This window comes from Vibrio sp. 1078-1, assembly GCF_033340475.1.
The window spans coordinates 1-26737 of sequence record NZ_JAWOWM010000016.1; the positions used below are offsets into that span (position 1 = coordinate 1).

The 26737-nt window shown below is 45.0% G+C and carries 26 protein-coding genes; 15 read left to right on the top strand and 11 right to left on the bottom strand.

Annotated elements, in window-relative coordinates:
* Nucleotides 1-231: 231 nt before the first annotated feature.
* The 6 genes from R7190_RS21260 to R7190_RS21285 all read right to left on the bottom strand — a co-directional run bounded on the left by R7190_RS21260 (nt 232) and on the right by R7190_RS21285 (nt 5239).
* Nucleotides 232-612 carry an Hpt domain-containing protein gene (locus tag R7190_RS21260; protein ID WP_171345050.1) on the bottom strand — a complete coding sequence of 127 codons (381 nt, stop codon included), beginning with the start codon at nt 610-612 and terminating at the stop codon, nt 232-234.
* Between the two features lie 16 nt (nt 613-628).
* A complete protein-coding gene (locus R7190_RS21265; protein ID WP_017634038.1) occupies nt 629-1024 on the bottom strand; it encodes a hypothetical protein in 396 nt (131 codons plus the stop codon).
* Between the two features lie 56 nt (nt 1025-1080).
* Nucleotides 1081-1749 (bottom strand): hypothetical protein, encoded by a 669-nt coding sequence (locus R7190_RS21270; RefSeq protein WP_158174283.1) that lies wholly within the window; start codon nt 1747-1749, stop codon nt 1081-1083.
* Nucleotides 1746-2561: a CsgG/HfaB family protein gene (locus R7190_RS21275; RefSeq protein ID WP_017634036.1), complete on the bottom strand. Its 816-nt coding sequence runs from the start codon at nt 2559-2561 to the stop codon at nt 1746-1748. The genes R7190_RS21270 and R7190_RS21275 overlap by 4 nt, the downstream gene beginning before the upstream one ends.
* A 471-nt stretch (nt 2562-3032) precedes the next feature.
* A complete protein-coding gene (locus R7190_RS21280) occupies nt 3033-3986 on the bottom strand; it encodes a ParB N-terminal domain-containing protein (protein WP_171345049.1) in 954 nt (317 codons plus the stop codon).
* Nucleotides 3987-3991: 5 nt separating this feature from the next.
* The gene (locus R7190_RS21285) at nt 3992-5239 is read right to left on the bottom strand and encodes a ParA family protein (protein ID WP_171345048.1); all 1248 of its coding nucleotides are present in this window, start codon (nt 5237-5239) and stop codon (nt 3992-3994) included.
* A gap of 374 nt (nt 5240-5613) precedes the next feature.
* On the opposite strand from R7190_RS21285, the gene R7190_RS21290 reads away from it, so the two are divergent.
* The gene (locus R7190_RS21290) at nt 5614-6471 is read left to right on the top strand and encodes a RepB family plasmid replication initiator protein (protein ID WP_238959149.1); all 858 of its coding nucleotides are present in this window, start codon (nt 5614-5616) and stop codon (nt 6469-6471) included.
* A gap of 416 nt (nt 6472-6887) precedes the next feature.
* On the opposite strand, the gene R7190_RS21295 is transcribed toward R7190_RS21290, so the two are convergent.
* Nucleotides 6888-7124 (bottom strand): hypothetical protein, encoded by a 237-nt coding sequence (locus tag R7190_RS21295; protein ID WP_171345047.1) that lies wholly within the window; start codon nt 7122-7124, stop codon nt 6888-6890.
* Between the two features lie 243 nt (nt 7125-7367).
* On the opposite strand from R7190_RS21295, the gene R7190_RS21300 reads away from it, so the two are divergent.
* Nucleotides 7368-7490, top strand: a complete 123-nt coding sequence (locus tag R7190_RS21300; RefSeq protein WP_318137595.1) for a hypothetical protein — start codon at nt 7368-7370, stop codon at nt 7488-7490.
* 365 nt (nt 7491-7855) lie between these two features.
* Here the strand turns inward: R7190_RS21300 and R7190_RS21305 are convergent, their stop codons facing one another.
* Together R7190_RS21305 and R7190_RS21310 are read right to left on the bottom strand one after the other, a co-directional pair.
* A complete protein-coding gene (locus R7190_RS21305) occupies nt 7856-8263 on the bottom strand; it encodes a hypothetical protein (RefSeq protein ID WP_171345046.1) in 408 nt (135 codons plus the stop codon).
* A 53-nt stretch (nt 8264-8316) separates the two neighbouring features.
* The gene (locus tag R7190_RS21310) at nt 8317-14979 is read right to left on the bottom strand and encodes an SNF2-related protein (protein WP_171345045.1); all 6663 of its coding nucleotides are present in this window, start codon (nt 14977-14979) and stop codon (nt 8317-8319) included.
* A 304-nt stretch (nt 14980-15283) separates the two neighbouring features.
* Between R7190_RS21310 and R7190_RS21315 the strand changes: the two genes are divergently transcribed.
* Both R7190_RS21315 and R7190_RS21320 read left to right on the top strand, forming a co-directional pair.
* Entirely contained in the window at nt 15284-16939 is a 1656-nt protein-coding gene (locus R7190_RS21315) for a portal protein (protein WP_171345044.1), read from the top strand.
* Nucleotides 16940-16948: 9 nt separating this feature from the next.
* Nucleotides 16949-17908, top strand: a complete 960-nt coding sequence (locus R7190_RS21320) for a head processing protein (RefSeq protein WP_171345043.1) — start codon at nt 16949-16951, stop codon at nt 17906-17908.
* A gap of 85 nt (nt 17909-17993) precedes the next feature.
* On the opposite strand, the gene R7190_RS21325 is transcribed toward R7190_RS21320, so the two are convergent.
* A complete protein-coding gene (locus R7190_RS21325; RefSeq protein WP_171345042.1) occupies nt 17994-18341 on the bottom strand; it encodes a hypothetical protein in 348 nt (115 codons plus the stop codon).
* Between the two features lie 360 nt (nt 18342-18701).
* Between R7190_RS21325 and R7190_RS21330 the strand changes: the two genes are divergently transcribed.
* The 3 genes from R7190_RS21330 to R7190_RS21340 all read left to right on the top strand — a co-directional run bounded on the left by R7190_RS21330 (nt 18702) and on the right by R7190_RS21340 (nt 21035).
* A complete protein-coding gene (locus R7190_RS21330) occupies nt 18702-19622 on the top strand; it encodes a hypothetical protein (protein WP_171345041.1) in 921 nt (306 codons plus the stop codon).
* A 121-nt stretch (nt 19623-19743) separates the two neighbouring features.
* Nucleotides 19744-20463 carry an AHH domain-containing protein gene (locus R7190_RS21335; RefSeq protein ID WP_171345040.1) on the top strand — a complete coding sequence of 240 codons (720 nt, stop codon included), beginning with the start codon at nt 19744-19746 and terminating at the stop codon, nt 20461-20463.
* Nucleotides 20460-21035 (top strand): hypothetical protein, encoded by a 576-nt coding sequence (locus R7190_RS21340; protein WP_151514243.1) that lies wholly within the window; start codon nt 20460-20462, stop codon nt 21033-21035. Before R7190_RS21335 ends, R7190_RS21340 begins: the two co-directional genes overlap by 4 nt.
* 78 nt (nt 21036-21113) lie before the next feature.
* Here the strand turns inward: R7190_RS21340 and R7190_RS21345 are convergent, their stop codons facing one another.
* Nucleotides 21114-21353 carry a hypothetical protein gene (locus tag R7190_RS21345; protein ID WP_213964520.1) on the bottom strand — a complete coding sequence of 80 codons (240 nt, stop codon included), beginning with the start codon at nt 21351-21353 and terminating at the stop codon, nt 21114-21116.
* Nucleotides 21354-21500: 147 nt separating this feature from the next.
* On the opposite strand from R7190_RS21345, the gene R7190_RS21350 reads away from it, so the two are divergent.
* From R7190_RS21350 to R7190_RS21385, 8 genes are all read left to right on the top strand, one after another.
* Entirely contained in the window at nt 21501-21923 is a 423-nt protein-coding gene (locus R7190_RS21350) for a hypothetical protein (protein ID WP_171345038.1), read from the top strand.
* Nucleotides 21901-22182, top strand: coding sequence for a helix-turn-helix domain-containing protein (locus tag R7190_RS21355; protein WP_171345037.1), 282 nt, complete (start codon nt 21901-21903; stop codon nt 22180-22182). The genes R7190_RS21350 and R7190_RS21355 overlap by 23 nt, the downstream gene beginning before the upstream one ends.
* Entirely contained in the window at nt 22163-22696 is a 534-nt protein-coding gene (locus R7190_RS21360) for a single-stranded DNA-binding protein (protein ID WP_171345090.1), read from the top strand. Before R7190_RS21355 ends, R7190_RS21360 begins: the two co-directional genes overlap by 20 nt.
* A gap of 38 nt (nt 22697-22734) precedes the next feature.
* Nucleotides 22735-24120: a hypothetical protein gene (locus R7190_RS21365; RefSeq protein ID WP_171345036.1), complete on the top strand. Its 1386-nt coding sequence runs from the start codon at nt 22735-22737 to the stop codon at nt 24118-24120.
* A gap of 93 nt (nt 24121-24213) precedes the next feature.
* Nucleotides 24214-24816 carry a hypothetical protein gene (locus tag R7190_RS21370; protein ID WP_171345035.1) on the top strand — a complete coding sequence of 201 codons (603 nt, stop codon included), beginning with the start codon at nt 24214-24216 and terminating at the stop codon, nt 24814-24816.
* A gap of 59 nt (nt 24817-24875) precedes the next feature.
* Nucleotides 24876-25628 carry a VRR-NUC domain-containing protein gene (locus R7190_RS21375; RefSeq protein ID WP_171345034.1) on the top strand — a complete coding sequence of 251 codons (753 nt, stop codon included), beginning with the start codon at nt 24876-24878 and terminating at the stop codon, nt 25626-25628.
* A 17-nt stretch (nt 25629-25645) separates the two neighbouring features.
* Nucleotides 25646-26353: a hypothetical protein gene (locus R7190_RS21380; protein WP_151514248.1), complete on the top strand. Its 708-nt coding sequence runs from the start codon at nt 25646-25648 to the stop codon at nt 26351-26353.
* A 154-nt stretch (nt 26354-26507) separates the two neighbouring features.
* Nucleotides 26508-26723 carry a hypothetical protein gene (locus R7190_RS21385; RefSeq protein ID WP_318137596.1) on the top strand — a complete coding sequence of 72 codons (216 nt, stop codon included), beginning with the start codon at nt 26508-26510 and terminating at the stop codon, nt 26721-26723.
* The last annotated feature ends 14 nt before the right edge of the window (nt 26724-26737 follow it).

A 26737-nucleotide genomic window follows, 5' to 3' on the forward strand; every position in this document is an offset into this window, starting at 1 on the left:
GGGAAACCACCCCCATGGTTTTTGTGTCGGCCGTAGCTGTTTTGGGAAACCACCCCCATGGTTTTTATGTGGGCCGTAGCTGTTTTGGGAAACCACCCCCATGGTTTTTATGTGGGCCGTGGCTGTTTTGGGAAACCACCCCCATGGTTTTTCTGTCGGCCTGTGGCTGTTTTAGGACTCCCACGTAAGTTGAATTATTAATATGAGCCCGTGCAGTTGGCTGTTTAAAAACTAACTAAAGTTACTGCAGCGCATCTGAATTAAAGTATTGAAAGATTTCTGAGCGACTGATGGTAATGCTCTTAGACGTTTTTGGGCTTCCAAATTATTCTCTATCCTTAGACAGTTTTCCGTATCCATAACTATGCGGGCTAAGCGCTTGTTACCAAACGTTAAAGCAATGTTACCTAATGTGTGCAGTTCAAGCTCTAATGTATCTAGATCGTTGTTATCAAATGCTAGGTGTATCTTTTCAATTCTCGTCATCGACTCTTTCAAATAACTGTCGATAGCAAGTTCAACGGTTTCAAGATCAGTATCTTTAATTAGCCTCTTGAGTACTTTTTCGTCTAAAAGCGGCTCGTATAATTCAAGCTCAATTACATTTCTCATGACGGTTTCCTCGATCTCATTGCTCATCTGACGATTGTTTGTTTGATAGTGATTCTGAGTTATTACTTACTTGGCTATTTGCTTGGCTGTCACCTGTATTATCTTGGTGAGACTCAGACATGATCATTCCCTCAGAGCCATCACCGAGGGTCATTTCAATCTGCTGCCAGTTGCCTGCTGCAATTGTAGTGTTATTAATAATGACACCAGCGCTCATATCACCACCTAGAACACCGTGGTGTTTGGCTCCAGAATTTCTATTTCTATCTCTATTTTCTTGTAACACCAGAGAGGTTTGAGCATTACGCGCAGGAAAGTCGTAAGGGTGTGGACCTCTAACAGGGTCTTGAGGTCTAGCGTTGATAGAAACAGAAACTAGAGTCAAAAGAAAAAAAGTGGTCAGCTTATACATAGTAACTCCTTGTAGAGCCGCGAGAAAAGTTATCTCGCGGCACCTATTTAGTCAGTTTAGTTGATACCATCTACTTTTACATCTAAGTTGTTACCGACTGAGGTTGCAGAAGAGCTAACAAAAGGGTCTGTACCTGAGTAATCGGTTGTTAATGCAACATCAACAGTAGATAGCGAGTTGATGTTTGCAGAAGATGACTGAACATTGTTCGCCAGCATAAATGCATCTTGATCTGATGTGGTGGTCAAATCCATCGACATATTGTTGGCAACAGCGGTAGCAGCGCTATCTACGGAAGCATTAATAGTGCCTAATACAGAAGAGGTAGCATTAATGTTGCCGATAAGGAGTAAATCGTCCCCAGCAAAGCTTTGACTAGAGTCGATATCCATTTGGACATCTGAACTGATGCTTGCGTTGTTACCTACAGCGGTCGCAGTACTTTCTACACTCGTTTGGCCACCAAGTAGTGGGTCGAGCGAGATATTCTCGGCACCGATGATTGAGCTTGTAGCTAATACACTACCGACCATATCCTGCTCGTTTTCAACCATTGTAAGTCCTGTCGGTGTCACATCAGTATTGGCACTAATTGTTTGAGTTACGGTTGTGTCAACGGAAGCATTCCACTCCCAATATACGACATCAAACGCGTTCGCTCCAAAGCTAACAAGACCAAAAAGACCTAAAGATAGTGCTACTTTATTGATTTTTACAGTTTTCATAATATTTCCTTAAATGACTGATTAATCACTTTACAATTGTCGCTCTCGTCCGTTAGTGGAAACTTGAGGCCTTCCACAAGCATGTTGTACACGGCAATTTCTATGACCGAACGTACGCCTAGCTGAAGGGGTTCATTTTTAACGCTGCCAGCGTCAAACTCGACCAACTGGTTGTCGAAGAAACGATAGACCCCAGTTTCTACCTCAAATCCAATAACTTGCTTCTGTAGGCTACTGACATAAATTGTTTGTAACGTCCTTACATCAACCAACCTCAGATCAATGCCTACATTAATGACTGCTCTTCTTACTCCACCTCCGATTAATCCAATATATAACCTTGCTCCATCTGAAAGAATGTTATAATTCAGTTCAGTCAGAGCGCCTAGAACCACAAAGTTAGCGGGGATAGCGGATAACTTTTTGGTTTCACCCTTGAAGGCCCCATTTTCGTATAGCTGCTGTTCCGCTATAGGGACTCTAATGTCTAATCTTTCTGTTAAAACAACGCGCTTTGTTTTGTATAAGGCACTTATTATCATTTCTGATACGCCTTGAGATAAGGCGGTGCTGTCGTTGAATGTTGAATAAGATAGCTGGCCTGTTTTATCAACTACTTGACCAACTGTGAAAACTGGTAACTTATCGGCTTTAATATTAGATAGACTCGATAAGCACTTTGAATATGGAGTTTCATTTGTAAGTACTGGACTACTAAAATAAGGTTCTACTATATCGGATTCATATTTAAGTCCGTTTGAGCATCCAGTTGCTAGTAAAGATAGAATTAAAGTAGATATCGAGTTCTTCATATTAAATCTCCCTTTTACTGTACTTAAGCACTTAGCGCGCCAGTTTTTTAAATCCTTAAATATCAGGAAGATACGTTTTATAACTTTTATTATGAGAAATTATTTAATATTTATTTGTTGATATTTGTCATTGTGATTCTCAGAATGAGAAAAATTAGATAAAACACTTAACTGGTCCGATGTTCTAATGTTTTTAAATTGATTTTTACTTATTATTCATATGTAAAGTAAAAATATATATATTATTTTTCTTGGTAATTTTATAAGGGGGGGGATTTAATATGAAGGGGTTTGATTGTTATCAAGGTTTATAGCATAACGGAGTAGCTTAAAGGATATTTTATGAAAAGTAGGAGAAGGTTTGATTTTAAATAATTGGAACTACTTTTAGTTCAAGGTAGCTTGCAAACTACATATCAAGTAGATTCTTGGGAAACCACCCCCATGGTTTTGGGGGCAGGTTTGTTAAAACTACTCGGATTTGCTCTTTATTAACTGTTCAATTTCTTCAATTAGAGATGGTGCTAGCCTTTTAAGAATAAAGGTTGTCGTTCGCTTGTCCGGGCTGGTTTGAATGATTGCGGCTTTCCGTTTGTCTTCAAATGTAACGATGTCTCTAGATTCCGTCTTGGCCTTGTCAGCGTCAAACTTTTCTGCACGTAGTTCTTCTAGTGAATCCATAACCGCTTTTTGTCTGTTAGCCAAAGGCGCTTCATTATCGGTTGTGACTCTTGATAATGCTTCTTTGATGAACTCAGCGAGATCTACCTTGTTCTTGTTTACGTCCTTTTCAACCTTAGCTAACTTTGCATAAAAGGTGTTTGGGATGCCATTACAGTCAGGAAACGCATGAATCAATAGCGGGTCAATTGTTGCCGCTTGTAGCAGTTTTCTGGTTGTCTCTTTTTTTCTGTTCAGGAACGCCGCCAGCTCATCAACTGTTTTTAAGTTGTTTTCAGCCATGATAGCTGGATATTTAATGCCTCGTTCTCTGTAAGAAATTGGCTTCTTAATTTCGAAAGAGCTAATTAGTGCTGCTATATCTTCATCTGAAATATCAGCGGTAATCTTCCAGTGTGGAAAGTCTTTTTCGTATTTATCTGCACACCATAGGCGACGACTACCTTCAATAACTTCGCATCGCCCGGTAGACTCATTAAATATTGTTACTGCGTTTTCTAGTACACCTTCATGTTCTATCTTTGGTGCGATATCACTGCATGCGTCAAAAGAAAGATCTTCTTGTATTCTTGGATTTAACGGATGAACTGATATTTTTTCTTTTAGCTCTCTGTGCGGTGTAACCGTATGAATACCATAAACCACTTTGCCGCTTGCTAATGTGTACGCTCTTCTTGCGCTTTCACTGCCGCCGAGCGTTCTTTTGTTCATGTTCGCAAAGCCAGTAACCTTTTTACGTTCCATTCTCGTTATACCTCTTTCGCTGCTAGGGCAATAATTTCACTCTTGATTTGTCGGTACACACTTTCTACCGAGGAAATGGCCAAGTCGAATTGTTTAGGTGACACCATCTTTTCAGATTTCATGACGTCTAAAACTGTTCTCCCGGCACTTGCAGCGGCAGGGAAAAGCTCAGAGCGGTTAATTTGAGTTGATAGCATCTTGTCTTGAACGGTACGAGTTAACTTATCAAGTGTTTTGCGTTGGGAAATGCTTTTAGCATTGTAATTAACTGGTAGAACACGGAACCACTTAAGGTTTTCTCCACGACTAGGAAGATCTACAAGTCGCTCTGGTAGTGAGGCGATAAAGTTTGATGTTGATGAGAAGTCAAACTCATTTGGCATGACAGGGATAAGAATGCCATCAGCACACTCGTTAATAGCCCAAACGATAGGTGCGTCGTGTGGTGCCGAGTCGACAATGATAATGTCATATTCTTTTTTGAGATTGCTGATCAGAACGTCACGGAATCGTTCGTAAAGGTGCTTGCCCTTCTCGTCTGAAGCTTTAGCTATCTCATCGTTAAATCGCTCATCATTTGGATGTGAAGCAATAATATCTAGGTTTGGAAGGTGTGTAGAGAAAGGCGCAGCAAGTACGATCTCTTCTTCAGAGTGACCAGATTGTCGATAGTAAGAAAACTCCCCTTCTGCTTCTTGTTCGCCAAGTACGATATCTATAGCTGTTAAGGTTAATGAGTTTTCGCAATCTGCATTTTGTATCAGGTTTGATGCTAATGTGCCTTGTGGGTCAAGGTCGACCAAGCAAACACGAGCGTTCAAGCTAAGATCTAGAGCCGTTGCTACCGCTAGTGTTGTTGCGGTGCTTGATTTGCCTGTACCGCCTTTTTGGTTCTCGATACACATAACAACCGGGTTATGATAATCCGAGTATTTAGGCGTCCCCATTTTCTCCATAATTTCTTGTATGGCATGACGAGAGTAAAGGTGGTTCTTACCTTGCTGGATTGGTTCAGCGATTTCGTTGTTTTCTTCAAGCTCGGAAAGGTATTTAACTAGCGTGTTGCGAGCAATCCCAATGCTTGCTGCTAAATCCGTTTTGTTTAGGCAGTGGTTGTAAATAAGTCGGTCTACGCCATTTACCGTATCGTCGGTAACATTCATCACTCGCTCTTTGGCCAGCAAGTCTTTTAAAGAAGATTGCTCTTTAACCATTCGTTGGCCAACTGTTCTTAAGTCTTCGATTACGCTCATTATTTTTTTACCTGTTGTTTGGTGTGTAGTTATTTTTTCATTGTACTCACCATTGAGCGTATTTCAATGATTTATTCGCATTTATTGCTCAATCATCATTTTATTGCTCATTAATGCGATGAACCATGAAGCATTTTTACTTATCCACTTATCCACAAACATTGACCTAATAAGATCCTAATGGACCAAAAAGAACCAAAATGATCCGTGCGCTCTCTCAAGCCTTTGTTTTCAATGCTTACGAACTGATCGGGTGTAGTCTATTTGGGTAAGTGGTGTAGCCTATATGGGTAAAAGGTGTAGTCAATTCGGGTAAATGGTGTAGTCTATATGGGTAACAGGTGTAGTCTATATGGGCAAAGGAATACAAAGCTGTGGATGAAAAAAACATAACAAATCAAATCATTAACTCCATTGAAGAGAGTTTATACATATCTAAAACTGACACCGTTCAGCCAAATGTTTTGTTGAGAACGCCGCTATTTGTCCCGGTTGGCAAGCACAAAGGAACCATTGTCAGCAACGATATAACGGAGAGCTTTCGCACGTTAGAGTTATTCAAGAGCGAAGGGTATGACTCTGTAATCATTGAGGGTAAAAGGCTTAATCCTCAAACCGATTTTAAAGTATGGTGCGGTATTATCTTTGCCTTCTCTAAGTACGGCTACGACACTGACGCGATTAACCTACCATTTTCGGACTTTGTTAAGCTCTGTGGCTACCCAAGCAAAAGGATCGATAAAAACCTTAGACTTCAAATAGAAGCCTCTCTAGGGCGCTTGCAGGGCCAAAACATCCGATTTAAAAGAAAGGATGCTAAGAAAAGCATATCTACATCGCTTGTACTTAAGGCGAGCTACGACTTTGACGAGGATGTAGTATCTCTTGTTGGTGATAAAGAGCTGTGGGAAGTGTATCGAGTCGATCACCAAATCTTGGTAAGTCTCAATGTGTTGCAGAAAATCCCCAAGTCAGAGACGGCGCAATGTCTGTATCTGTTCATCGTTGGCCTACCACAAAATCCATTACCAATAACCTTGAGCCGCATGAGAGCGCGATTGCTGCTTAACATGCCAAATAAAGAAGCGAACCGCAGTATCAAGAAGGCGATAGAAAAACTTGAATCCATTGGGTACCTAAAAGGGGAGTGGGTCCAGTTTAACGGCGAGGCTGCGTATTTGGTCCATGTAAGGGATAGAGAACTACTGGCACACTCAAAAGGTGTAGTCTAAACGGGTAAATTAGGCTTTCTTTGGTACTCCAATTGCGCCAAAGCCTTGCCGTGTAAGGCTTTGGCCATGGTGTAGTTTATATGGGTGTAGTTTATACGGGTAGCGCCTAAAATGGCGTAAAAGCCCAGCTCATTAGCCCGAAACCCTTGCTATATAAGGGCTCCCGAGGGGGGTGTAGTCTATATGGGTAAGCTTTAGGTGTAGTCTAAATGGGCGATAGGACCAGGAATAACGTGTGATTATCAAAGTCCTTGATTAAGAGGTAAAGCCTTATTCCATAAGGGTTGATAGGGTGGTGTAGTTTAAATGGGGTGTAGTCTAAATGGGTAAATCGTGACACGTTTCCCATTTATGGGGTGTAGTCTATATGGGTAGAAACGCCATCAAGTGTCTCAATGGCGTTCCATTACTGCATGTTAAGCAGAGTTCCCAAAGAAATATTGGATCACTATCATGATGGCATTACTCATCAACGTAATGGAATCGGCAATATCAGCAACGCTAAAAACAAACTGCCATATAGCAAGCCATTTCAAGCAGGAACCAATGGATTTAAAGAGGTCGGTTAGGCTCTGTACTTTTTCTTCTGGAACTTCGTCGGCTTTCTTGTAAATCGCTAAGCCAGCTGCGATACGAGCTAAGAAATTAGTCATTTGTTTTTTTTCTTTGACTAAAACTTAGAAATTCAAAACCACTAAGTCAACGGCAATCCGAAAAATTTCATTCAAATCATAAAGGTAATATAGATCACTTCTACTCTATTTGCCGTCGAACCCCTTCTAGTAATAAGATAAACCTGAATCATGCAAAACAGTCACCGAAACTATCTGTCAGACATTTTTGCCAGAATTTGAGGTCCAGTTGGTTTATATTGGCTTTGTCGAGTTTGGCACGGAATGGATAGACGTCGCTTTTTTCAGAAAAAACCGCAATTTGGTTTTGAGTGGTTTATGATTGCTTTGATTTTTGTGCTGGCTCAGGTGGGGCGGATTACTGCCCGCAAAACCATGCTGATATGATAGGCATAAAAAAGGTTGGATCCAGAGAACCCAACCTTTAGTTAACTAGGAGATAACTAATTATGTAATTACCTACCAAGTTCGGAGCTAACTAGAAAGCTTCACTCCGTGTATGCGGGTAAACGATGGTTGCAGCCATCAAATACCCTTGTGCGTTGTCTTTAACCATGAGCCTTATCAGGGGAACAAATGGTAAATTTAATTGAACTGATTATAGCGATAATCAATCTCGTCGCCGTTATAGTGCAAGCACTATTCGGCTAGTCAACTAACGGGGGCGAAAGCCCCCAAACAACGCTTAATTATACCCAATATGATTAATTAAATGAACACAGTCAAGTTAAGGTTTAATTCCTGCTTGGGCGTTAAAGATACTTCATTGCTTCCAAATCGGTATCTTCTATCGAGTAATCAAAGGGTTCATCGTCAATTGTGAACGGGTGAATATTGTAACCTAGCATCTGCATATCAATGATGTGTTGCTGGTAGGCCCATGCTGCACACATCAAATCAACTGGATCATCGTAGTTAAAATGCTCTCGAGTGATCGCCTCATCGTCTTCACCATAATCAAAGCCGCTTGCCTTAAGCAGAGACTTAACCGCCCACCAGTACGGGCCGTAACTGCGGTATGACTGCGGATTCTTTTGGAGTAGGGTAGATATTGCCGTCAACTGCTTGTTTAGCCATGCTCCGGCGGTGGTACCTTCTAATGCTTCATCTCTTAATGGTGCCAGAGCTTCAGCTGGTGGCAATTCAATATTAGTAATCATAAAACTTCCTCGGATAGAGAAAGTTTGGCATGCCAAACTTTCCCTTTCTTCACTTATGCTACGGCCATGATATCTTGATAGAACGATTCTAGATCGCTCTCAGAATCAATGAACCACCAAGCCCCAACAAAATCATTGCTAGGGTCGCTGTTAAACTTGGCTCCATACTTTTCTTTATTGTCTGCGTTCTTTCTACCCATAAGCAGCTTGGCCAGAGCGCCTTGCTTCTCATTGATATCTTGCAGCCCAATACCTTCGTAGGCTTTGATGGATATTGTCTTGCGCTTGTACTTCCAAGATAAATCTTGGGTAACAGGCTGGACAGTAATACCAATCTTCGCCAATTCCGTCTTGAGTGTGTCGACGCCTTCAAAGTCGACCGATAAGACTTGTTCAACTTTTTCCTTCTGGCGATCAGTAATAACCGGTTCCAGCTCGGGCGTCTCTTTCTCCCCGTATAGCTCATCAATCTTTTGGTCGAACAAGTTACGGTAATTTAGGCGCACACTATCCCACTTGTCTAAAGCGTTTCGACGCGAGTAGCTGGCTGTTGCGAGTAGAACCTCACCACCTTCCAGTTGAGCGTGCCTTTCCGTGACGGTTAGGTCTGCATACGCTGAAACAATCGCGCTATTATCGTCAGGGTAGAGCGCGTCAATATCGTTAATAAAGTCATGACTTCGCTTGCGTCGCTGCATTGATTCATTCAGCTTAATTAGTCGCTCTTTACGGCTTGGGTCGCTTTTAACAAGAGCAATGTAATCAGCAAAGAGTTTATCAATGACTTCTTGGCGCTTGATGCGTCCACGTTCTTTGAATGCACTGCGGTAGTCTTTCATCGCGTCAGAAATATAACCACGGATTTGATCGCGGTTTGAATAACCCGTCCAATCAAGTGCGTTTAACTCATTCTGTACCCATTCAACGACTCTGATTCTCGATATCATGTAAGAGCTCGCAGCTTCAATCAAATCTGATTCTAGATATGGTTGGTTTGCTTCATCACGCTCAACGGTGTTTATCGCGTTTTGTACAGCGGCCACAACGTCACTTTGTGTTGCAACGTTCCCGCCCGATTGTGCTTGTTGCATCCAATCGTCACCAACAAGCGCTTTGATTGTTCCATGCTCGCAGAATGTAACTATCCCACGATTTTCAAGATCGGCACTTGCTTGGGTGATAAGCGCTTTAACCAACGACTCGTCGCTTGGGTCCGGGTAAATCAAGAATGCGCCGTCAGGGATCTCCATGCTATCAAGTTGCTTCACGCGCCCATTGGTCAGGTAAACCAGTGGGGTTTTGTGGTGGCCATACTTTGACAACAATCCGCGCTTGTGGAAATCAAAGAACGTCTCCCGGTCGATGGTGGACGGGATAGCACTAAGTGGGATACCACTTGCAATTCGAGATGCCAGCTCTTGCTCTGACTGATTCACATCGGCCAGCTGGTACCACTTTTCAAACGCGATGTTTGATTTACGGCTACCCGCGCTCGCGGTTGGGTTCTGCTCGTTTGGCTTGCTGACAATAATGCCTGTTGCGGTGCCTTCATTACGATTGAATTCTGATAGCGTGAGAATGTATTCCTCATGCTCGCCATCTTCTTTCCAATAATGAGTTGGAACGTTAACGTGATAAGTGAATCCCTTACGTAGAACGACGCCATTTTTCGTAGCATAAAGCTCCGGGTGTGTGGTGATATCGTCATAACCCGCCAGCGTGCCATCTTTGACTGATGCCTCAATAACTGACTTCAGTCGCTTGATTGCATTGCCCGCCTCGTTAGATAGCTTGATGGTTTTCTGAAGCTCTGCACGTTCCTTGGTTAGACGGAATAGCGAGTCTTTTTCTGACTTAAAGCGTCGGTATTCATAAGAGTTTCGTTTTTCGCCTTGCGCGTTTTCTTCCGCATCTTTCGTGCGTTCGGTTTGCGTCTCGATCTCTTCCACCAGCTCTTGTAGGCGCTGGCGAATTGGACCGAGGTCCGTGTTTGCAGCAATGGACGCCTGAACGTACTTGCTTACGTTAATCGCGGCTTGTCGCTGCTCTTCGCGTTTAATTCGGCGTTCGCGCTCGATGCGTGCTTGCTCGATACGTGCTTTCGCCAGTTCTGGATCCGCTGCCAGCATGATTGAGGTTTCGCTGCCATCGTCAGCACTGCCGTTTTCAACATAGCTTTCGTCACCAGAAAACAAGTCCTGAATCCATCGCGCTTTACGCTCGATAGTCTCGATACGGAACTGGTCAAATGATCCTTTGCCAGCGTAGTAATGGACATTGACGTTTGCTGCTTTTGAGCCGACACGCGCACCACGGCCATTACGCTGAGTCAGGCTGGATGGAGTCCAAGGAAGGGTGAGGTGGTGAATATCAGTGGTGCCCCTGTGCAGGTTCACGCCAACTTCACCTTTTTTGTTAAGAATCATGAACTTGTATTTACTTGAGTTGTAAGCCTTCTCAAGCGCAGCCAAGCCCGCCTCTTCATCATCTTCCGTGGCTTTAGAGCCTTTTTTGCCCGCTACCGTGTCACTGTTTAGAATGCCAATTTCAGACATATCACAACCGATATAATCGGCCACCATGCGAGCGATTTTAACGTGCTGCGTCTTCTCTTCAGTGAAGATTAGCTGCTTACCACCAGCCAGATAGCTTGCCTTGGCTGTCTCTAGGAACTTGGCGTATTTTGGTGATACCGGGTGTGAGAATTTCAGGCCCGCATCGCTGCATAGTTTAGAGAATTGCCCGTCCAGCTCTTGAGCCAGTTTTAGCTCAAGGAATTTGCCATCGGTATTGATTTGGTAGTTAGCTTCAATCTCGACAGTTTCAGTAACCGCTTGTCCGGCGGCGTTAAGCACTGGCTCGCCTTCGTCGTCCAATTTCTCTCGACGGACCTTGATCGTCTTCGGTAATTTATCAACAACTTCATCAACCTTGCTCTTATCGTCTTTGTTGAATCGGTAAGTGACGACGCCGTGATATAGGTCCATATCGGTATTGGCCTTGTCCATCATTCGGATCAGGCTGAATACTGAGTCGTTCGGGTACTGCTCAATGATTTCTTGGTTTTCTGGCTCGTCAGGATTGCTCAAAGCGTCGGCACGCTGGCGCAACTCTTCATACACTTCCTTTTGTTCATCGCTCATTTCAACAACGTTGGTCATTGATTTAAGCGTTGGGACATGGACGTCAGAGCGAACGTCTTCCGCGCTCATGGCGGTGGTGTAACGTCGGAAGATAGAGCGCAGAGCATCGAGGTTTTGGAAGCCAAGTAGCGCCTCTCGAGTATCCACCTCACCAGATAGCTTGGTTACGGCAGTTTCCCCGGTGTGGCCAAACAAACGGATAAAGTCGTCGGCATCCACAATACCCATATCGGCTAGGGTTTGAGGTGGCAACACTTGGGATAGCATATTGAACAGGTCAACCGGACTATTCACGGTCGGTGTCGCTGTTAGCATGTAAACGCCACGCCCGTCATTGCGGCTCTTGATGTGGTTGTTCTTGATCTGCATATCAAGCGCACGGTTGGCCTGAGCTGCATTAGGCAAGTAAGCAAGACGGTTGCCGTAGCCGCCCATTTTGTAGCTGTTTCTGAAATCATGCCCTTCATCGACAATTACGCTGTCGAATAGCAAGTCTTCAAAGTAGGGAAGGGTTTCTTTTTTGGCCGTGCCGTCGTCAGAGTGTTTCTGCTTAAACTTCGCGTTTTTCTGAGCTTCGCGGTATGTCTTCGCTTCCTTGGCGTACTTGTTTGAACCAGCGACAAGGCCAGCATCCACCATGTTTTCCACGTTCTCGGTGATCGTGGCTGGTTTCAAAGGAATAGAGTTGTAAACGTCCTTGGTCATGAAGACCATTTGAGCGCTGCTTTGTGCCAGTGCGTGAAGCTGCTCGGCAATCTTCTTGCCGTTGGTGTTTACTTTGATTTTAGGGCGTTTGATTAAGTCGCCTTTCGCGTCTTTTCTCTCGTTCCCGTCTTCATCGAGTGCGACCTCTCGAACCAGTGCGCCATCGTCGTCACGCTCGAATTCGATGCCAATGAACACCTTGTTTTTTAGGTTGGCTTCACCAAAGAAAATATCCGACTCAAACAACCAGTTATCGAGTACCGATTTCGGCATAACATAAGCAATACGACTCGCCTTGTTATGCTGTATGAGATATTGGCCTAAACCCAAGGCTGTCAGCGTTTTACCTAACCCGGTACCAAGAGCAAGAATACCGTTGCCGTCAGCTGCGTGCTTACGGATAGTCGCGTTCTGGTAAGGCATAAACTTGATAGCACCAGAAACGTCCTCGAGGTCGATGCTTGTCGTCTCGTATGTCGGTTCAATCCAACCATTGAAAGCATCGTTGTAATCGCCTTCTAGTTCGTCAGCGTAAACGCTCGATGCACACCAGTTCGTAAAATCTCGATCTAGGTTTCGCATGCGCTCACGAACAATCGCTTTTTGTTCGTTGTCAGAGCCACCACGAACAGAGCCATTGTTTAGGTAGGATTCTACTTGGCGTTCGAATGCTTCATCTTGAGAGCTAACTTTCTTACCATCTCGCCAGCGGTACCCGGTGAACGTGTCGCCGTCGCCGTCTGCAACAAAGTCTTCAAAGCCTTGCTCATCAACCACAAAGCGGCCTAGCTGAAACTCCGTGTAACCTTGGTCATGAAGAAACTCAAGCATGATTCGCTTAGGGATCCACTTGTCGGTGAGTTTCATTTTGATCTGGTTAATTGGAATGGTGTTGCGCTTCTCATCAATGGTGTTTATCTGCTTGATGTAGTTCGCACGCAGCACTTCACTGTCGGTATTGGCTACCGCTTCGCTTAGGTTGCGTTTTTTGGCTGCGACATTGCCGCTGGTGGCCACACGCATTGGAGAGAAAGAACCGTCTCGATTTACGGCAACGTTTTCCATTCCCGCTAGGTGTTTCGTCAGTTGGTCGTCGTCTAGTTGAGAGGCTTCATTGAGGTAAGCCATTCGAATGTCAGTGAGACGAACAGAGCTCATTCCTTTGTCGTGTTCAAAGAAATGCAATACATCGTCGATGCGCGACATATCGTATTGCTCCGCTTTGATAACGGTAAGTTCACCAGTAAGCAGATCGGAAAGCTGGCCATCTTTGCTCACTGAGTTCTGGTAGCGCAGCCAGTGAGAAGTGAGCTTGTCGTCAATGCCCTTGATGCCAGAGGGTAGGTTGCGTCCATGCTGCATGTGCATAGCCATCACATCGGCGCTAAGTTTGGTGCGTAGTGCGCTAACCTCATCATTATTGATAGATAGCTCGTTGTCTGTTCGGCTTAACTCAATAACGTTTTGTAGCTGCTCGATTTGTTTGCCAATCAAGATCCCCTTGTAGGCTTTTTCTCGAGCGCGAGGGGGTAGCTTTTTGATGTTGGCGACAATGGTTTTAAATTCGCCATGGCATAGATGGCCATAGTCGTCATTGAGTGCAATGGCTTGCTCTGCGGTGAGTTTGCTCATTGCTTTTGTTGTGCTGGTGGCGTCACCAATTCCGTCGATGTGCTCAATGCCATAAGAGGCTATATCAAGCGTCTTTTGTTGCTCGGTAACGTGTACCGGGTGCCATTGCCCGGCGATGTATTCCATCTGCTGACCATTATGGAAAATGGTATCGCCATCGCTGTACTTATCGCTGATTGGCTCAACCGTATCGAGCTGATCCCATTCGATGCGAGATTCAAACCTGTGTGAGAGTGCCCTAGCAATTTGCTCGTTAGAGCGATCGCCACGGTCCACCAGCTTGCGGCCTTGGAATCCGATAGTTTGAGTGCCGTTGATGAATCGCTTGCCTTCTCGGTCAAACCAATGGCCATCAATCCAATCGGACCAAAGTACATTAGATTCAACCAATGTATTCTTGTCTGCATTCGCTATGCGTTCTGCGGCATCTTCAGAGTGTTTGCGCCAGATAACTAGGTCCGTAACCACACTAGAGCCGTCAAATACGCCAGAAGGTAAACGGTGCGCACCAAGGAATTCTGCTTTCATGGCCGTGCGCGTTCTGAAGCGTTTTAGCTTGGAACTGTCACAAATTTGAGTAGGTAGGACCAAAGCAATAAGACCGCCCGGTTTGGCCTTGTCGATAGAGCGCAATACAAAATACTGCTCGTTCTTCTTAACGTCTTTGTATTCGCTATCTTCAGCAATCGTGTCTGAACGGTCGCCGTATGGAGGGTTCCCGGTTACAACGTCATAGTTGCCGTTGTGTGGGTCCGTGGCGACGGCTTCAAAGCCGCTAGAAATCACGTTGTCGTCAGGGTGAAGGATTTGGTTTATCGCTGAACTGGTCGGATCCATCTCAACGGACGTCATAAGCGCGTTGTCTGGTTTGGTTTCGCTGAATACGCCCACGCCCGCAGCTGGTTCTAGGATGGAACCACCATTAAAGCCATAAGCGCTCATCGCTTCCCATACGGCACTTGCTACCCATTTAGGGGTGTAATACTCGTTAGTGGATCCACCAATGCCGCCCCAACCGGAATAGTCGCGCAGCTGTTCGCGTTCCTCTTCAGTGATTTTGCTAAAGTCGCCTTTAACGCGCTTAAGAATGGATTGTGCTAATTCGTTGGCTCTAACGCGAGCGCTTGCGGTTTTGAGGCTTTCAGGTGTGATGGATATGGAGTAGGTATTGAAGACCGAAAGTAGCTCACTGTGAGAGTTTGCCCCGAGCACTGCCGATCTGAGTTTTTCTAACATGGAATTTTCCTCAGTTAAAAAAAAAGCCGAGCACTTGGCTCGACTTTTTTATTGCTCCCCGCCTAAAAAAAACGCATGGAAATTCTGAACAACTAGGTTGTTCGCCATAATCTTTTTAATAGACAGCGCTCATTATTCCTAACAACTTTTTTACGGGCAATGTTATTTGATTTGCAAATCTGTATGTAACGCTTATTAAAAAATAAGCCTTGTGGGATTTAGTTCAATACTAAGTTATTTTATACACTCATTTTTTAATGCTCCCCCGCATAAAGAAATCGCGTCCTTCTATTGAGGTCGCACAATGGCTCCGAAAAGCGAAGGTTCGCTAAAAAACCTAATGAAAATGGCGTTTCCTTTCTTCAATGAGGAAGATAACGCTAATGCAGGAGTGTCCTACGAGTCAGGTGCCGGGTATGGCGCTACGGCTTTCACTGAAGCTCATTCAGAACCGGGGCACTCTCCGCTTACAACCACTGGCAACAAAGAGGGCGACGTCGTCTCCCTTGTTCGCCTACCCAAAGATCGCTTTCTCAAATACGACATTCTTCAAGAGATGGCCGAAGACAGCACGATCTCTTCAGCTCTTAACTTGCACTTGTCTTATGCGCTTTCTACGCCAACCGATGGCGGGATGTGCATGTACCTCGAACCAATAGACGAGAAAGACACGGAATACGTGAAATCGCTCGAGCGTGAAGTGTTGACGCCAATTGCTCGCAATGCGTTTAACTGGGGCCGAGTCATGGCCACGTTTGGTGTGAATTACATTCGACCATATGCGGCACCGGGAAAAGGCATCACGCACTTTGAAAACAACTATTTCACCACGCCGCGACAGGTACGAGAGTTTGAGCGTTCGGGACAGCTGGCCGGGTTCACTTCAGAAAGCCTGAAGCAAAAACCCAATGGGGATGAGGTTCGTCTTGCCGAGCCGTGGACGCTGGTTGCGTTGAAAATGCCAATGTACACACCGGATATCTATAACGAGCCAGTGAACTATACGGGTGAACAATACTCGCTGTATTCGGATGCGTACTCCCGAAGCGCTATAGAAACGCAAAACTATGGCACTTCAATCCTAGAGTCTGCCTACGAATCGTGGACGCTCATGAGACAGTCTATTGCTTCTCTTTCAGCCAGCCGTGTGAATGCAGCCATGATTGACCGCATCATTACCGCCGAGATGGAGGGGTTAGATTCTGGTCGCGCAGCTGAATACATCAATGGTATCGCGCAGCAGTTCCAAAAAGACCGGGACAACATCATCAAGCACGCCAGCAAAACGGGCGTCGTTCCCACGGTAATTAACCGCATTCTGCCGTCGCTGTCTCCGGGTAAAGGGGGCTTAAACATCGACACGTTCAGTATCGATCCAAATATCGCGCATATCGAAGACGTTATGTTTCACCTTAAACGTATGTCGGGCGCACTTGGTATCGATCCGTCGATGCTTGGTTTTGGTGATCTGCTTGCTGGTGGTTTAGGTGAGGGTGGTTACTTCAGAACGTCCATACAAGCGGCCCTGATTGCCAACATGATCCGCACTGCATTTGCAGAATTGGTGCATCGCTCAATAGACATTCACACCATCTTCAAAGACGGCAAGGTCTGGACGGACCAAAACCGTCCTTATCGTCTCAAGTTCCATTCCGTGAACACCGCCATGCAGATTGAAGAAGGTCAAGCTCGAGAAAGCGCAGCAAATTACGCGACAACATTAGCGACCGTTCTCGACATGATTGAACAGTCTTCTATCTCCAACAGCCCATCGCTGAAAAGCCATTTTTATACGTCTGTTCTCAATATCGACGCAGAGAAATCCAAGCAGTTTATTAGCGAGCTTTCCAAGAAAGTGAGCAGTGACGATCAGCTTTTGGAGTCGGTCGGGCTAACCAAAAACGATGACATAGAACGAGTGATTAAAGACGTCGTTCTCGATTTTCTTTCAAACATGTAAGAGGTAAAAATGAAAGGATTACAAAAAGTTAACGACCGATTCAGTCTATTTAATCACGGTCGAAGAATTGGTGCTAACAAGCGAAAATACATCGTGCAAGCCGTTCAAAAGCTCTTTGATACCAAAGAGGTGAAAGAGGCTTTACGCTTAGGCGAAGCCTACGGTTACTATGGCCATGCTCCGCGCCAGCGTGCGGGAAAGCTATCGTTAGGTGAAACCGAAGTGATCAACATCAACAACAAGCCTGTTGTTGTTGAGAATATTCCTTCAAACCGCACGATTATGATTGCTTGTGACAATGACGGTATTGTCTCTCACACAGAAGAATTTCTAGAGACGGAAACGGGCCGTATTGCGCGTTCTCTGCATCAAAGCAAAGCTGGTGGTTGGAGTTGGGCGACGGGTGGCCATGACAGCGCAAGCAACGCCATTGCGACTAGCTTCCATGGTGTTGATTACGTTCTACAGCCTAACTACCTATCACTGGATCATCCAGCCATGATGTTAGAAAGCGTCGAGCAGAAGAATGAAATGTTGCTTGAGTCGCTTCAGTCGGTTGGTGGGTTTGATACAAACAGTGCCGCTAACATCGTGGATTCATTCAATAATCAAATCGGTGTTTCACCAGAAATCATCACTGAACTGGAAGGCGACAAAATGTATCTTGAGGGCGTGAATATGGAACTGAGAACGAAGCTCGATAGCGAGTCTCGATTCCGTAACATGCTGCTTGAGTCATTGAACAAACTGCCGTTCTACATTACAGATGAGCAGAAAAACGCACTGGCCAGCATGAGCAACGAGCATGACTTTGAAGTCGTAAACGCGATGTTTGAGTCTATGGGGTCCACGCCGCTAGAGACGTTGCCGACAAGTCAGTACAAACCAGCCACGCTTTCATCGCGTTCGTTGGGTACTGGTCGCATTGAAGGAGAGATCAAATTTGATACCCCTAGACGCTTCACGTAAGTCACAAAAAGGATCTAAATCTGAGTAGACAAGCAATAAAGATTTGTTAGTAATTGAATGGGAGCGGCTAGGCTCCCATTTTTTATTACATCAAAGTAGGGGCCATAGGTTTTAGGAATAGTTTGTTTTTCTTCCATTTCACCGGACGCCAGTTCCAATCCGCAATACTTACTTCCTTGTATACGCCATGAATGTAACTAATCACACGAATTTCATCGACACCTTTATCAAAGTTGATTTCTGAGTTCGAAAACAAAATAAGCTGGTTAGGCGTTTGTTTATGGACGTTAAAGGCACATCCTGACAAAGTTATTAACAATGACTTATCGAGTGTTGGCGCGTTCTTTTTTGGAACCTGATTGCGCTTGCGTTCCCGTTGTATCTCGTCTGCGTGTTCTTGGATTTGAGCAATTAGCTGGTCGGTTTTATTCATAATTAACAGAGTTACCCACAAAAATGATTAGGAATTTATGAGGAAAAAACCAAGAGTAGAACAAAGGAAAAGAATAGAAAAGTGATTTTTTGTTAGGAATAAAGCTTTATTTAAACGTATTGAAGTCTGTTTTTAGGTGATCAATAATAGCCGCCGCTGTAGATCTTCTCGAGAATTGGATCTAAAGTATCAGACAGAAAAAAACCCGCTGGCAGGCGGGTCTTTTCAGAAAAGTGAACAAGCGATGTTTGCAGCATCCTTGTTCTGTTGTGTGGCAACAAAGTTGCCATGCGTACGACTAACGCACTGGTGATTATAGCAACGCTCGATCTCCGGTGCAAACTTCCTTATGGAACAAATATGGATTTTTGCGTAAAAAATGCGCTAGAACTGAATCCGCGCTTCCTAAAAAGCGGGTTTAGAACTCAAGCCAGAAACATTTCAATCAGCCAGCCGCTTAAGGTTCGCCAAATGGCGTGCTTGATGCAGGTTATCTCTGACCACACTCTCAAACATGGCCATAGCTGCTTTGCTTTTACGGGTCGCCTACTAGCGATGTACAACAAAGTATCGGCAACATACCAAATCAAACCGATCAGCACTCGAACGTTAACAAATCGTCTCAAAGACGCTGAAAACCTTGGTCTTATCTCGCGTGATTACGCCCACAACCATGAAACGGGGCAGACTCGACGCCTTGTATCAGTGATCCTTGATGGCGTGAAATCTGTGTTCCCCGGTGTATTCAATTACGCTGCGAACTGTGCAAAAAAATATCATGCTCGCCATACGTTGCCGTCGTCCCGGTCTGATCTGGATAACTCTACTAAAGCCTGTTCGGAAAAGGGTTTTCAAGCATCTGAAAATACTAAGAATTGCGCACTTAAAGGATCAAAGGATTTCTCTAAAGAGAGTGATAAGTATAATGGCAAGCCGTCTGACTCTTTCTTTTTGAAGTTCTTCAAGAAAGACGCCGACAATGCTAAGTCTCTTCAGCAATCAGCAAGACAAGGCCGTATTACTGCAAGTGGGGCTAAGAAGCTCATTGCTATTCATGCCAAGCATGGTGTGGATCTGGCTCAATCATTCAGGCGCTATCTAAACAGTGTGATTGCTAAAGCTTATGCAGGATCTACTCAATCCACCGTAAGCAGTCCGTCATTAGAGGCGTACCAGCAATACCAAAGCACAATTCCTACAGATCAAGACGTTGCTGAAGGTAAGGCGGAATACTATCGTGATGGCGCGAGCCGCATGCAGATCCGTTGGCTAAATGGCTGATGTAATTAATATGTTAGTCAGTTCGTGACAGTTTTAACTTAAGCACAAAAACACGTTTGACTCGTTGACCGGGTGCGCTTGCAGGGGAGAGCATTATTCTTTTTGAAGAGTTAAAAAGAATATGGAAAAGGTTATTTTAGGTAAATCTCCCGTTCTGAAGCTCCCTTTAAGGCCAAAGAACCCGTCAGGATTGGAGATGGCGATATATAGGTTTCAGGTTAAAGCGTACAAGCATTACCACAAGATAAAGGATCTAGATAAAACCTCGCCTAAAGAGGTTAAAGAAGCAGAGGAAACAATTGCTCATTTGAATCGAGAACGTGCCAAGATTAACGCGCATGCACAGTTGCAAGAGCAGTTGCTTGCAGATTTGGAAGCGTATCGAGACGATAACAAAGGTAAATCTAGTCCCGAGCTGGGGATGGAAAATCATCATCCTACAAATCGCTTGGTAAGTAACTTGTATGCTGTTTCAGAGCCACAGCCGTCACCAAATCATGCGGCGCATCATATCGTTATGGGTAATGGTCGAGTTAGGGCCATGACTGACGCTCGGTTGCAACTGTTCATATTTGGGATAGGCATTAACGACTCAATGAATGGTATTTGGCTACCACGTTCTACCGCCTACAAGGGACATTACACTACACCCAATTCACCGACGCATTCGCGCATACATGGCAACAATTATCAGAGATGGGTTGGTAGATTGGCCGATATTCGTCACAATGAAAGCGCATTTAGATCTAGACTTGTGAGAATCAAATCTCAGTTAAAGGATGGTACTTACCCTCCCCAAATCCTTATGAAGAAAGACCCAACTTGGAACCCACCTGAATGAGTATATACCAAATAAGAAATCTCAATCGTTACTTTAAAGTTCTTGAGCATGACCCGTTCCAAAGGGCTATGGCTGCGGGCGATGGAGTCCTGTTGGATAGGCTTTTTAATGAGCCAGTAAGAGCGCAAGGGCTGGCCGACGTTTGGGTAGAAGAGAGTGTTAAATTTACCGCTCACTACAAAACGTCTGTAAAGATTCCAGACATATCCGTATGGGGATCATGGTTGGTACTAACGCCTCGAGCGGTTGAAGTGTTGAGGCCATACATTGAAACAGATGGTGAATTTTTACCTATCGTGATAGATGGTGAGAAGTTTCAGGTTTTCAATGTCATGAGCTTTGGCGAAGAAGACAAGGAACACACGAAACACGAATACATTGATGGCCATCCGGCGGGATTGGAAACGCTCAAGTTCGTAGAGTCTAGTGTTACAGATAAGTACGTTTTTAAGTCGTTTATGCAAGGGTGTAACTTGCTGTATTGCGATGACAAGCTAAAGAACTTGTGTAATGAACATGACTTGCGTGGTGTTGAATTCGATTTAGATCTACTGGATATATTCGACTACTAATCCAAAGCATTCCTTTTCGTAGCAAATAAAAAAGGCACTAACTGTAATGGTTAGTGCCTTTTTAAGATGGGTCACATCTTATACCTTCCTAGCGATTGTATCACCAGAAATACTAAACAATCTAGAGCTTATGCTATCAATTAGTTTCTGTTTAGGAATTCTTAATTTTTCAGAAACCTTTTCAATGCTGGTGGTCCCAAGCGCGATAGTGTTATGGACCATTAGGTCTATCATCGTTGCTTTTCCCTTCTCAAACATTGCAATTTCTTGCTGTATGGCGTCGTGTTTGGCTTTGCTCGCGTTTTGTGTAGAAGTCATAATTTGCTCTCTTATGCTCTAGGTGTGTATGAAACTTGTTTGCTTGAGTGGCTAGAATATTTAATTCTTTTAATTACTTCAAGGGTTTTTTATTCCTAACAATTATTTTATGATACGCATATCAAATGTTGTTAGGAATTTGGCATAATGGACGAAAGTATCTCTCTGAAAGCTGCGGCGCTGATTCAACGTAAGCAAAAACGAGACGAAGAAAACTCTTCCGTCTTGGATTCGCTAGGGCTTGAGCCAGTGAGTACGCCCATGGAAATGCAAGACGTTGAGGACGTTGATATTTCAACGCCACCAGCCAAGTGTCCGACTTGCAACGGCAGTAAGTACGTTAAGTCTCTCTTTTCTAAGTGGGAGTGTGCTGAATGTTATGGCACCGGATTCGATATGAGCAATCCGATTGCGGTTATCAAGTGGCAGTCAGCGTGTATGGATTGGGCGAGAGAGCGCATTTCAAGACAGGGTGCTGAAATTAAGCGCTTAAAGGATCCGCGCACAGATGAAGAGAGGCACGCCGAAGCCGTTGAGGAGTTTTACAGTGACGCAAAAATCAAAGATTGAGCTACGGCGAGAGCTTGGTTTGCGAATCAAAAAGGCCAGAGTGAAATCAGAGTTAACACTCTCTGAACTGGCGTTAATGGTTGGCATTAACCGAATCACGCTAGGCCGTATCGAGGATGGCGCGAGCCAAGTCGGTGCTTTCACTTTGCTGTCCATAGCCAACGTTACTAAGCGTCCATTTTTATGGCTCATGTTTGGTAGCGATATTCCAGAAGAACACAAGATTATAGAGGGGTTCGATAGTGTCGAGGGGGATTAACAAGGTCATTTTGGTGGGAAATCTGGCATCCGATCCAGAAATTCGAAACCTACCAAGTGGCGGTGCTGTAGCCAACATTACCGTGGCCACATCGGAGTCTTGGCGCGACAAAGCGACCGGGGAAAACCGAGAAAAAACGGAATGGAACCGTGTTGTGCTGTTTGGGAAGTTGGCAGAAGTGGCGGGCGAATACTTACGTAAGGGTTCGCAAGTTTACATCGAAGGTCAGCTACAGACGCGCAAATGGAAAGACCAGCAAGGCCAAGACCGTTACAGCACAGAGGTAGTGGTTCAAGGCTTTAAGGGCGTCATGCAGATGCTTGGTGGTCGTGGAAACGGTACCCAACAGCAGCAAGGCGGGTGGGGTCAGCCTCAACAGCCGCAGCAGCCACCACAGCAGCAACAGCACGCGCCACCACAGCAGCAATACAGCGAGCCGCCAATGGACTTTGACGACAATATACCGTTCGCTCCAATCGGGTTGCAGTTCCCGGCAATTCTTCACTGCATGTAATACGAAGCCTCCCCGCTTAAGAAAAGAGTTTGAAAATTATGTCAGCACAACCAGAGCAGCAAGTCGCACCAGAGACGAATCAAGGCGATGTTTTTACCGTCGAACTTCCTTGGGGTCTACCGAGTGATTCACCTTTTGTCATTAATGAATTGGAGTTTCCATTACTGAAGCTGCAACAGCTCATCATTGATGATCTTCAGGCCAAGCTAGAAGCCAACGCCGCACCACGAAACAAGAAGCTGAAAGAGCTTTACGACGCAATGAAAGCCGATCGAGAAGACTTGGTGAGCTCGCGTGACCGTGCACTGGCTGGCTCTGAGGTGATGCGTAAAAAGCGTAATGAGGCAGAAAAGATTGCCGCCAAGCTGCGCGAAGAGAACGAATACCTAGTCAATGAAAAGCAACGCCAAGAGGCCGAAATCAAACGCCTTACCACTGAGTTACGTCATGCCAATGAAGAGCTGGCGGGCGTGCCTAAGCGCATTGAGAACAGCGTGAGTGCTGCATTGGCTGAAAAAACCGGGTTGAGCAAGGAAGAGGCCCAGGAATACGAGCGCAAACTAAGCGAGCGTTCTATGACGAATTCAAAGCTCAATGAAGAGCTGGCCAAAGAGAAGGCAAAGAATCGAGATCTGGAAGTGCTGACCATGCAGCAAGCGGAAATCTGCAAGGGTATCGAAGCTGCCTACGACAACGCAGAGGCTAAGTGGACCGGGGTCATGAAGCATATCAGTGATGTAAATGGCTATGCCGCATTGCTGACGAATGAAAACGAAACCCTGAAAAATGACAACCTATTACACGCTCTCATGCTCGAGTATGAACAGCTGAAGACCGTTTACGAGAATGACGAGTGGAAAGCGATTGTGATGTGTTCGCCTAGCGCTCTAACTTCAGGGAACGGCGATGAAAAGCCAAGTAGTGATTATGCCGTTTGTTTCTGCGTTAGTCAGGATAAAGGCTGCGGCCACTTTGTTTACCTCAACGAAGATAAGAAGCTGACCTTCCCGAAAGACACGCCGATAGAAATGCGCATCCCGGAAGAGTGTCACGCAGACCTCGAGGCGGGATTACTTAAGGCGAACTTAAAGCAGTTTAACGAGCTGGTGGATCGCACTTCAGAGCGAGCGAAAAACATCATCCACTATGCCCGTTTACTTGACGTTGAATGGAGCAAGGCACCTACATTGGTTGAGGTGTGTACACAATTGCACAAGTACCTTCCTGAATCGGATGTTAAGAATATTTCAGAGGCCGTTAATCGAGGTCGAATGCTCATCCCGCAAACCAACAAGAAGATTGCAGAAATTAATGAGCGATACGGTACCGAGTTCCCAATGATTGACCGACGTCGAACGCAACAGCTCGTCAATCCAGTTGCGGGGAAGGTCAACAACAAGAAGAAGCGCAAGAAGCGCAAGTAATCAATTTATCTACGGAGTGAGTGGTAAAGGCTCGCTCCATTAATACCTAGTCATGGCTAATGAGGCCATCAATATACAAAGAAGGAAAAACCAGTGTCAGAACAAAACCAAAACCAACAAAGCCAAGGTCTTTCAGCGGGCGCTTACATTGCTTCAGATGGCTTACTGCGCTTTTCTCCGCAGTTTTACGTGACATTGGCGAGACATTGTGTGGAGCGCGCTCGCAACCAGTTCTTTGAAGAGCTGGACCAGCCTAAAACCAAGGTTAAGTTGAAGTTTGCTGATATTCACAAAGGCAGCAAAACACTACTTCCAGCTGGCTATCTGTCTTTTCATCTTAACTCGTTCTTTGACTACCTAGCGGGTGATACGTTTGCTCAACGCTTGGTTGAGCAGTGCGAGAAAGATATTGCGCTTAAAGTGGTGATGAAGCCGATGAAAGCGCTTGTTAATGAAAACTTGGATCGAGTGCTGCGTGCATTCCGTGTCACGTTCCTAGAAGTTGTTGAAGAAATCATTAACAAACAAGACGAACACATTAATGCAGAAGAGCATGGCAATAATCTTGTTGAGCAAGACGTTACCGTTAAAAACCGCGCTTGGCTGGTGGCTGCATTAGAAAATGCGACGTTAGACGTTAAGCAAGTGGATCCAGAAGAAGAGCAAGAAGAAGCCGAAGCGGAATCAGAAGAATAGTTGAGTTAAGTAAGAGTTTGGGCCGCAGATGAGCGGCCCTTTTTGATCGAGGTGTGGCAATGGCTAAGGGTGCACGATTTGGTACGGACTTTTTGGTCCACCAGATAGATAAGCGCAAGAAGTGGAAAAAGAAAGGGGTGAAGGCCGGGCATGGTGGCGAGTTTGATATTGATGGCGTCGTGAAAGACTTGAACCGTTCTATGAACACCGTAAGTGATGGCATTAAAAATATCGTTCCGAAAGCGCCAACCGTTGCTTTGATGGATACGTCAGATATTCCCGGCTGGATGGTTCGTGCGATGGAAACGGATCCCGAGGTTGCCTTTGCTGCTACCAATAAGAAAGTAACAGAAGATCAGGTGCCGTCACCTCACAAACGCCGTATAGGACAAGGCATTCGAAACGAAAAAGAGCGTAACAATCCACAGTATAAAGAGCATTGGATTCAGGTTCGGTTGTTCTACATGATAGAGCGATACTTGCCAGAGGCTTATTTGTTGGCGTTCACGGTTCCAAATGGTGGTACGCGAACAGGTAAGGCCGCTGGATTGATGATGTACGAAGGGCAGATGAAAGGGGTTCCTGACATTCTCTTTTTGCAGCCTCGAGGCCGTTACCATGGCTTTATGCTTGAGGTTAAGACGGAATCAGGCCGGGCCAGCAAGGAACAAAAGGAAGTGCAAGCACGGTTTCAAGAGCAGGGGTACTTAGTCGAAACACAAAAAGGGTTTGATGCGTGTTGGGAATTACTAAATAATTATCTTGATTTGCCATTGTTTGATGGTAAATCTATGATTCGAAAAAGTGCATAACCAAAAGGCTTAACTCAATGCTGTCAGAAAAGTACGCTAAAAAACCACTGATGCCGCTTAATTTTAAGAAGCTGGCTTGCTCTAAGGGCGTGAGGAACTTCCTTTGTGATTGGCTATTTCATGACGGCTTGGTCCTGAGCTATGCGCCATCAAACGAGTTCGCCAAACGTGGTGGGTTTCAGCTTTATCTTGGTGGTTGGGTAGTAGAGTTTAAGCCTGACATTGAGCGTTATTGCCCGGTCAAGCCGCTATACAAGGTTAACTTTCGTATCATTCGCCAGCTGTATGAGGCTGGCGTGCTTGAGGTTAGGCTTGATTTGAAACGCCCGCATCCACGTTTTATCTTGTTTACGTGGTCCAAAGAAGCACTGGCCGAACGTCGTGAAATCATGCGTCGTTATATCATTGGCTCTGAAGGTCAGGTGACAACCGCTAGGCTTGAGGCCGTGGCTAGTGTGTATGGGCTGAAGGTAAACTACATAACAAGCCGCAGTGCATTTGAGATCTGCAAGGCAGACGGCAGTCACATCCCGAAGGGTAAGACAACTCGAACGTGGATATTTTCTAACGAAGCGGGTGAGCCAGTATCTAAGCTCAACGACATGACATTATCTGAATGGGAAGACGTTCTTTATCATGTGGCCAAGCGTATAGGTATTCTAGGCCGTGTAGGGCCAAAACCAGAAGGTGAAGTAGGGCATTTCTCCCGGTTTAAGCACAAATAACGAAAACAGCATTGAGAGGGTCGGCCAGTTGGTCGGCCCTTTTTTTTGCCTGTAACGCAGCATCAAAAATAAATCCTTGTTTCTTCCATGATCATAGTTCCTAAGAGGGATGTTTTTAGATAGAATTTAACAAAGTTATTAGGAATTTATAGGAATGACGGCAAAATCAAAGTCCAACGCCATGACGCCAGCTGCTAGACAGGCTCGATTCAAGCAAAAGCTTGATAAGTTCGGTGTCAAAAAGTGTGGCGTCAAGCTGAGTGAGTCTGAACGGGCCGCAGCATATGAAGGCCAACAGCTAACCAATTGCGATAGTCGAGAGGCGTTTTTGCATGAGGCATTTCAGTGCCAGAAATTAACAAGAAACTAAAGAACGGGGAGTTA

What these genes read in the sequence shown, in the direction of transcription:
- R7190_RS21260 (WP_171345050.1), bottom strand. Translation starts at nt 612, where the DNA reads ATGAGAAATGTAATTGAGCTTGAATTATACGAGCCGCTTTTAGACGAA.
- R7190_RS21265 (WP_017634038.1), bottom strand. Translation starts at nt 1,024, where the DNA reads ATGTATAAGCTGACCACTTTTTTTCTTTTGACTCTAGTTTCTGTTTCT.
- R7190_RS21270 (WP_158174283.1), bottom strand. Translation starts at nt 1,749, where the DNA reads ATGAAAACTGTAAAAATCAATAAAGTAGCACTATCTTTAGGTCTTTTT.
- R7190_RS21275 (WP_017634036.1), bottom strand. Translation starts at nt 2,561, where the DNA reads ATGAAGAACTCGATATCTACTTTAATTCTATCTTTACTAGCAACTGGA.
- R7190_RS21280 (WP_171345049.1), bottom strand. Translation starts at nt 3,986, where the DNA reads ATGGAACGTAAAAAGGTTACTGGCTTTGCGAACATGAACAAAAGAACG.
- R7190_RS21285 (WP_171345048.1), bottom strand. Translation starts at nt 5,239, where the DNA reads ATGAGCGTAATCGAAGACTTAAGAACAGTTGGCCAACGAATGGTTAAA.
- R7190_RS21295 (WP_171345047.1), bottom strand. Translation starts at nt 7,124, where the DNA reads ATGACTAATTTCTTAGCTCGTATCGCAGCTGGCTTAGCGATTTACAAG.
- R7190_RS21300 (WP_318137595.1), top strand. Translation starts at nt 7,368, where the DNA reads ATGGATAGACGTCGCTTTTTTCAGAAAAAACCGCAATTTGGTTTTGAG.
- R7190_RS21305 (WP_171345046.1), bottom strand. Translation starts at nt 8,263, where the DNA reads ATGATTACTAATATTGAATTGCCACCAGCTGAAGCTCTGGCACCATTA.
- R7190_RS21310 (WP_171345045.1), bottom strand. Translation starts at nt 14,979, where the DNA reads ATGTTAGAAAAACTCAGATCGGCAGTGCTCGGGGCAAACTCTCACAGT.
- R7190_RS21315 (WP_171345044.1), top strand. Translation starts at nt 15,284, where the DNA reads ATGGCTCCGAAAAGCGAAGGTTCGCTAAAAAACCTAATGAAAATGGCG.
- R7190_RS21320 (WP_171345043.1), top strand. Translation starts at nt 16,949, where the DNA reads ATGAAAGGATTACAAAAAGTTAACGACCGATTCAGTCTATTTAATCAC.
- R7190_RS21325 (WP_171345042.1), bottom strand. Translation starts at nt 18,341, where the DNA reads ATGAATAAAACCGACCAGCTAATTGCTCAAATCCAAGAACACGCAGAC.
- R7190_RS21330 (WP_171345041.1), top strand. Translation starts at nt 18,702, where the DNA reads ATGGATTTTTGCGTAAAAAATGCGCTAGAACTGAATCCGCGCTTCCTA.
- R7190_RS21335 (WP_171345040.1), top strand. Translation starts at nt 19,744, where the DNA reads ATGGAAAAGGTTATTTTAGGTAAATCTCCCGTTCTGAAGCTCCCTTTA.
- R7190_RS21340 (WP_151514243.1), top strand. Translation starts at nt 20,460, where the DNA reads ATGAGTATATACCAAATAAGAAATCTCAATCGTTACTTTAAAGTTCTT.
- R7190_RS21345 (WP_213964520.1), bottom strand. Translation starts at nt 21,353, where the DNA reads ATGACTTCTACACAAAACGCGAGCAAAGCCAAACACGACGCCATACAG.
- R7190_RS21350 (WP_171345038.1), top strand. Translation starts at nt 21,501, where the DNA reads ATGGACGAAAGTATCTCTCTGAAAGCTGCGGCGCTGATTCAACGTAAG.
- R7190_RS21365 (WP_171345036.1), top strand. Translation starts at nt 22,735, where the DNA reads ATGTCAGCACAACCAGAGCAGCAAGTCGCACCAGAGACGAATCAAGGC.
- R7190_RS21375 (WP_171345034.1), top strand. Translation starts at nt 24,876, where the DNA reads ATGGCTAAGGGTGCACGATTTGGTACGGACTTTTTGGTCCACCAGATA.
- R7190_RS21380 (WP_151514248.1), top strand. Translation starts at nt 25,646, where the DNA reads ATGCTGTCAGAAAAGTACGCTAAAAAACCACTGATGCCGCTTAATTTT.
- R7190_RS21385 (WP_318137596.1), top strand. Translation starts at nt 26,508, where the DNA reads ATGACGGCAAAATCAAAGTCCAACGCCATGACGCCAGCTGCTAGACAG.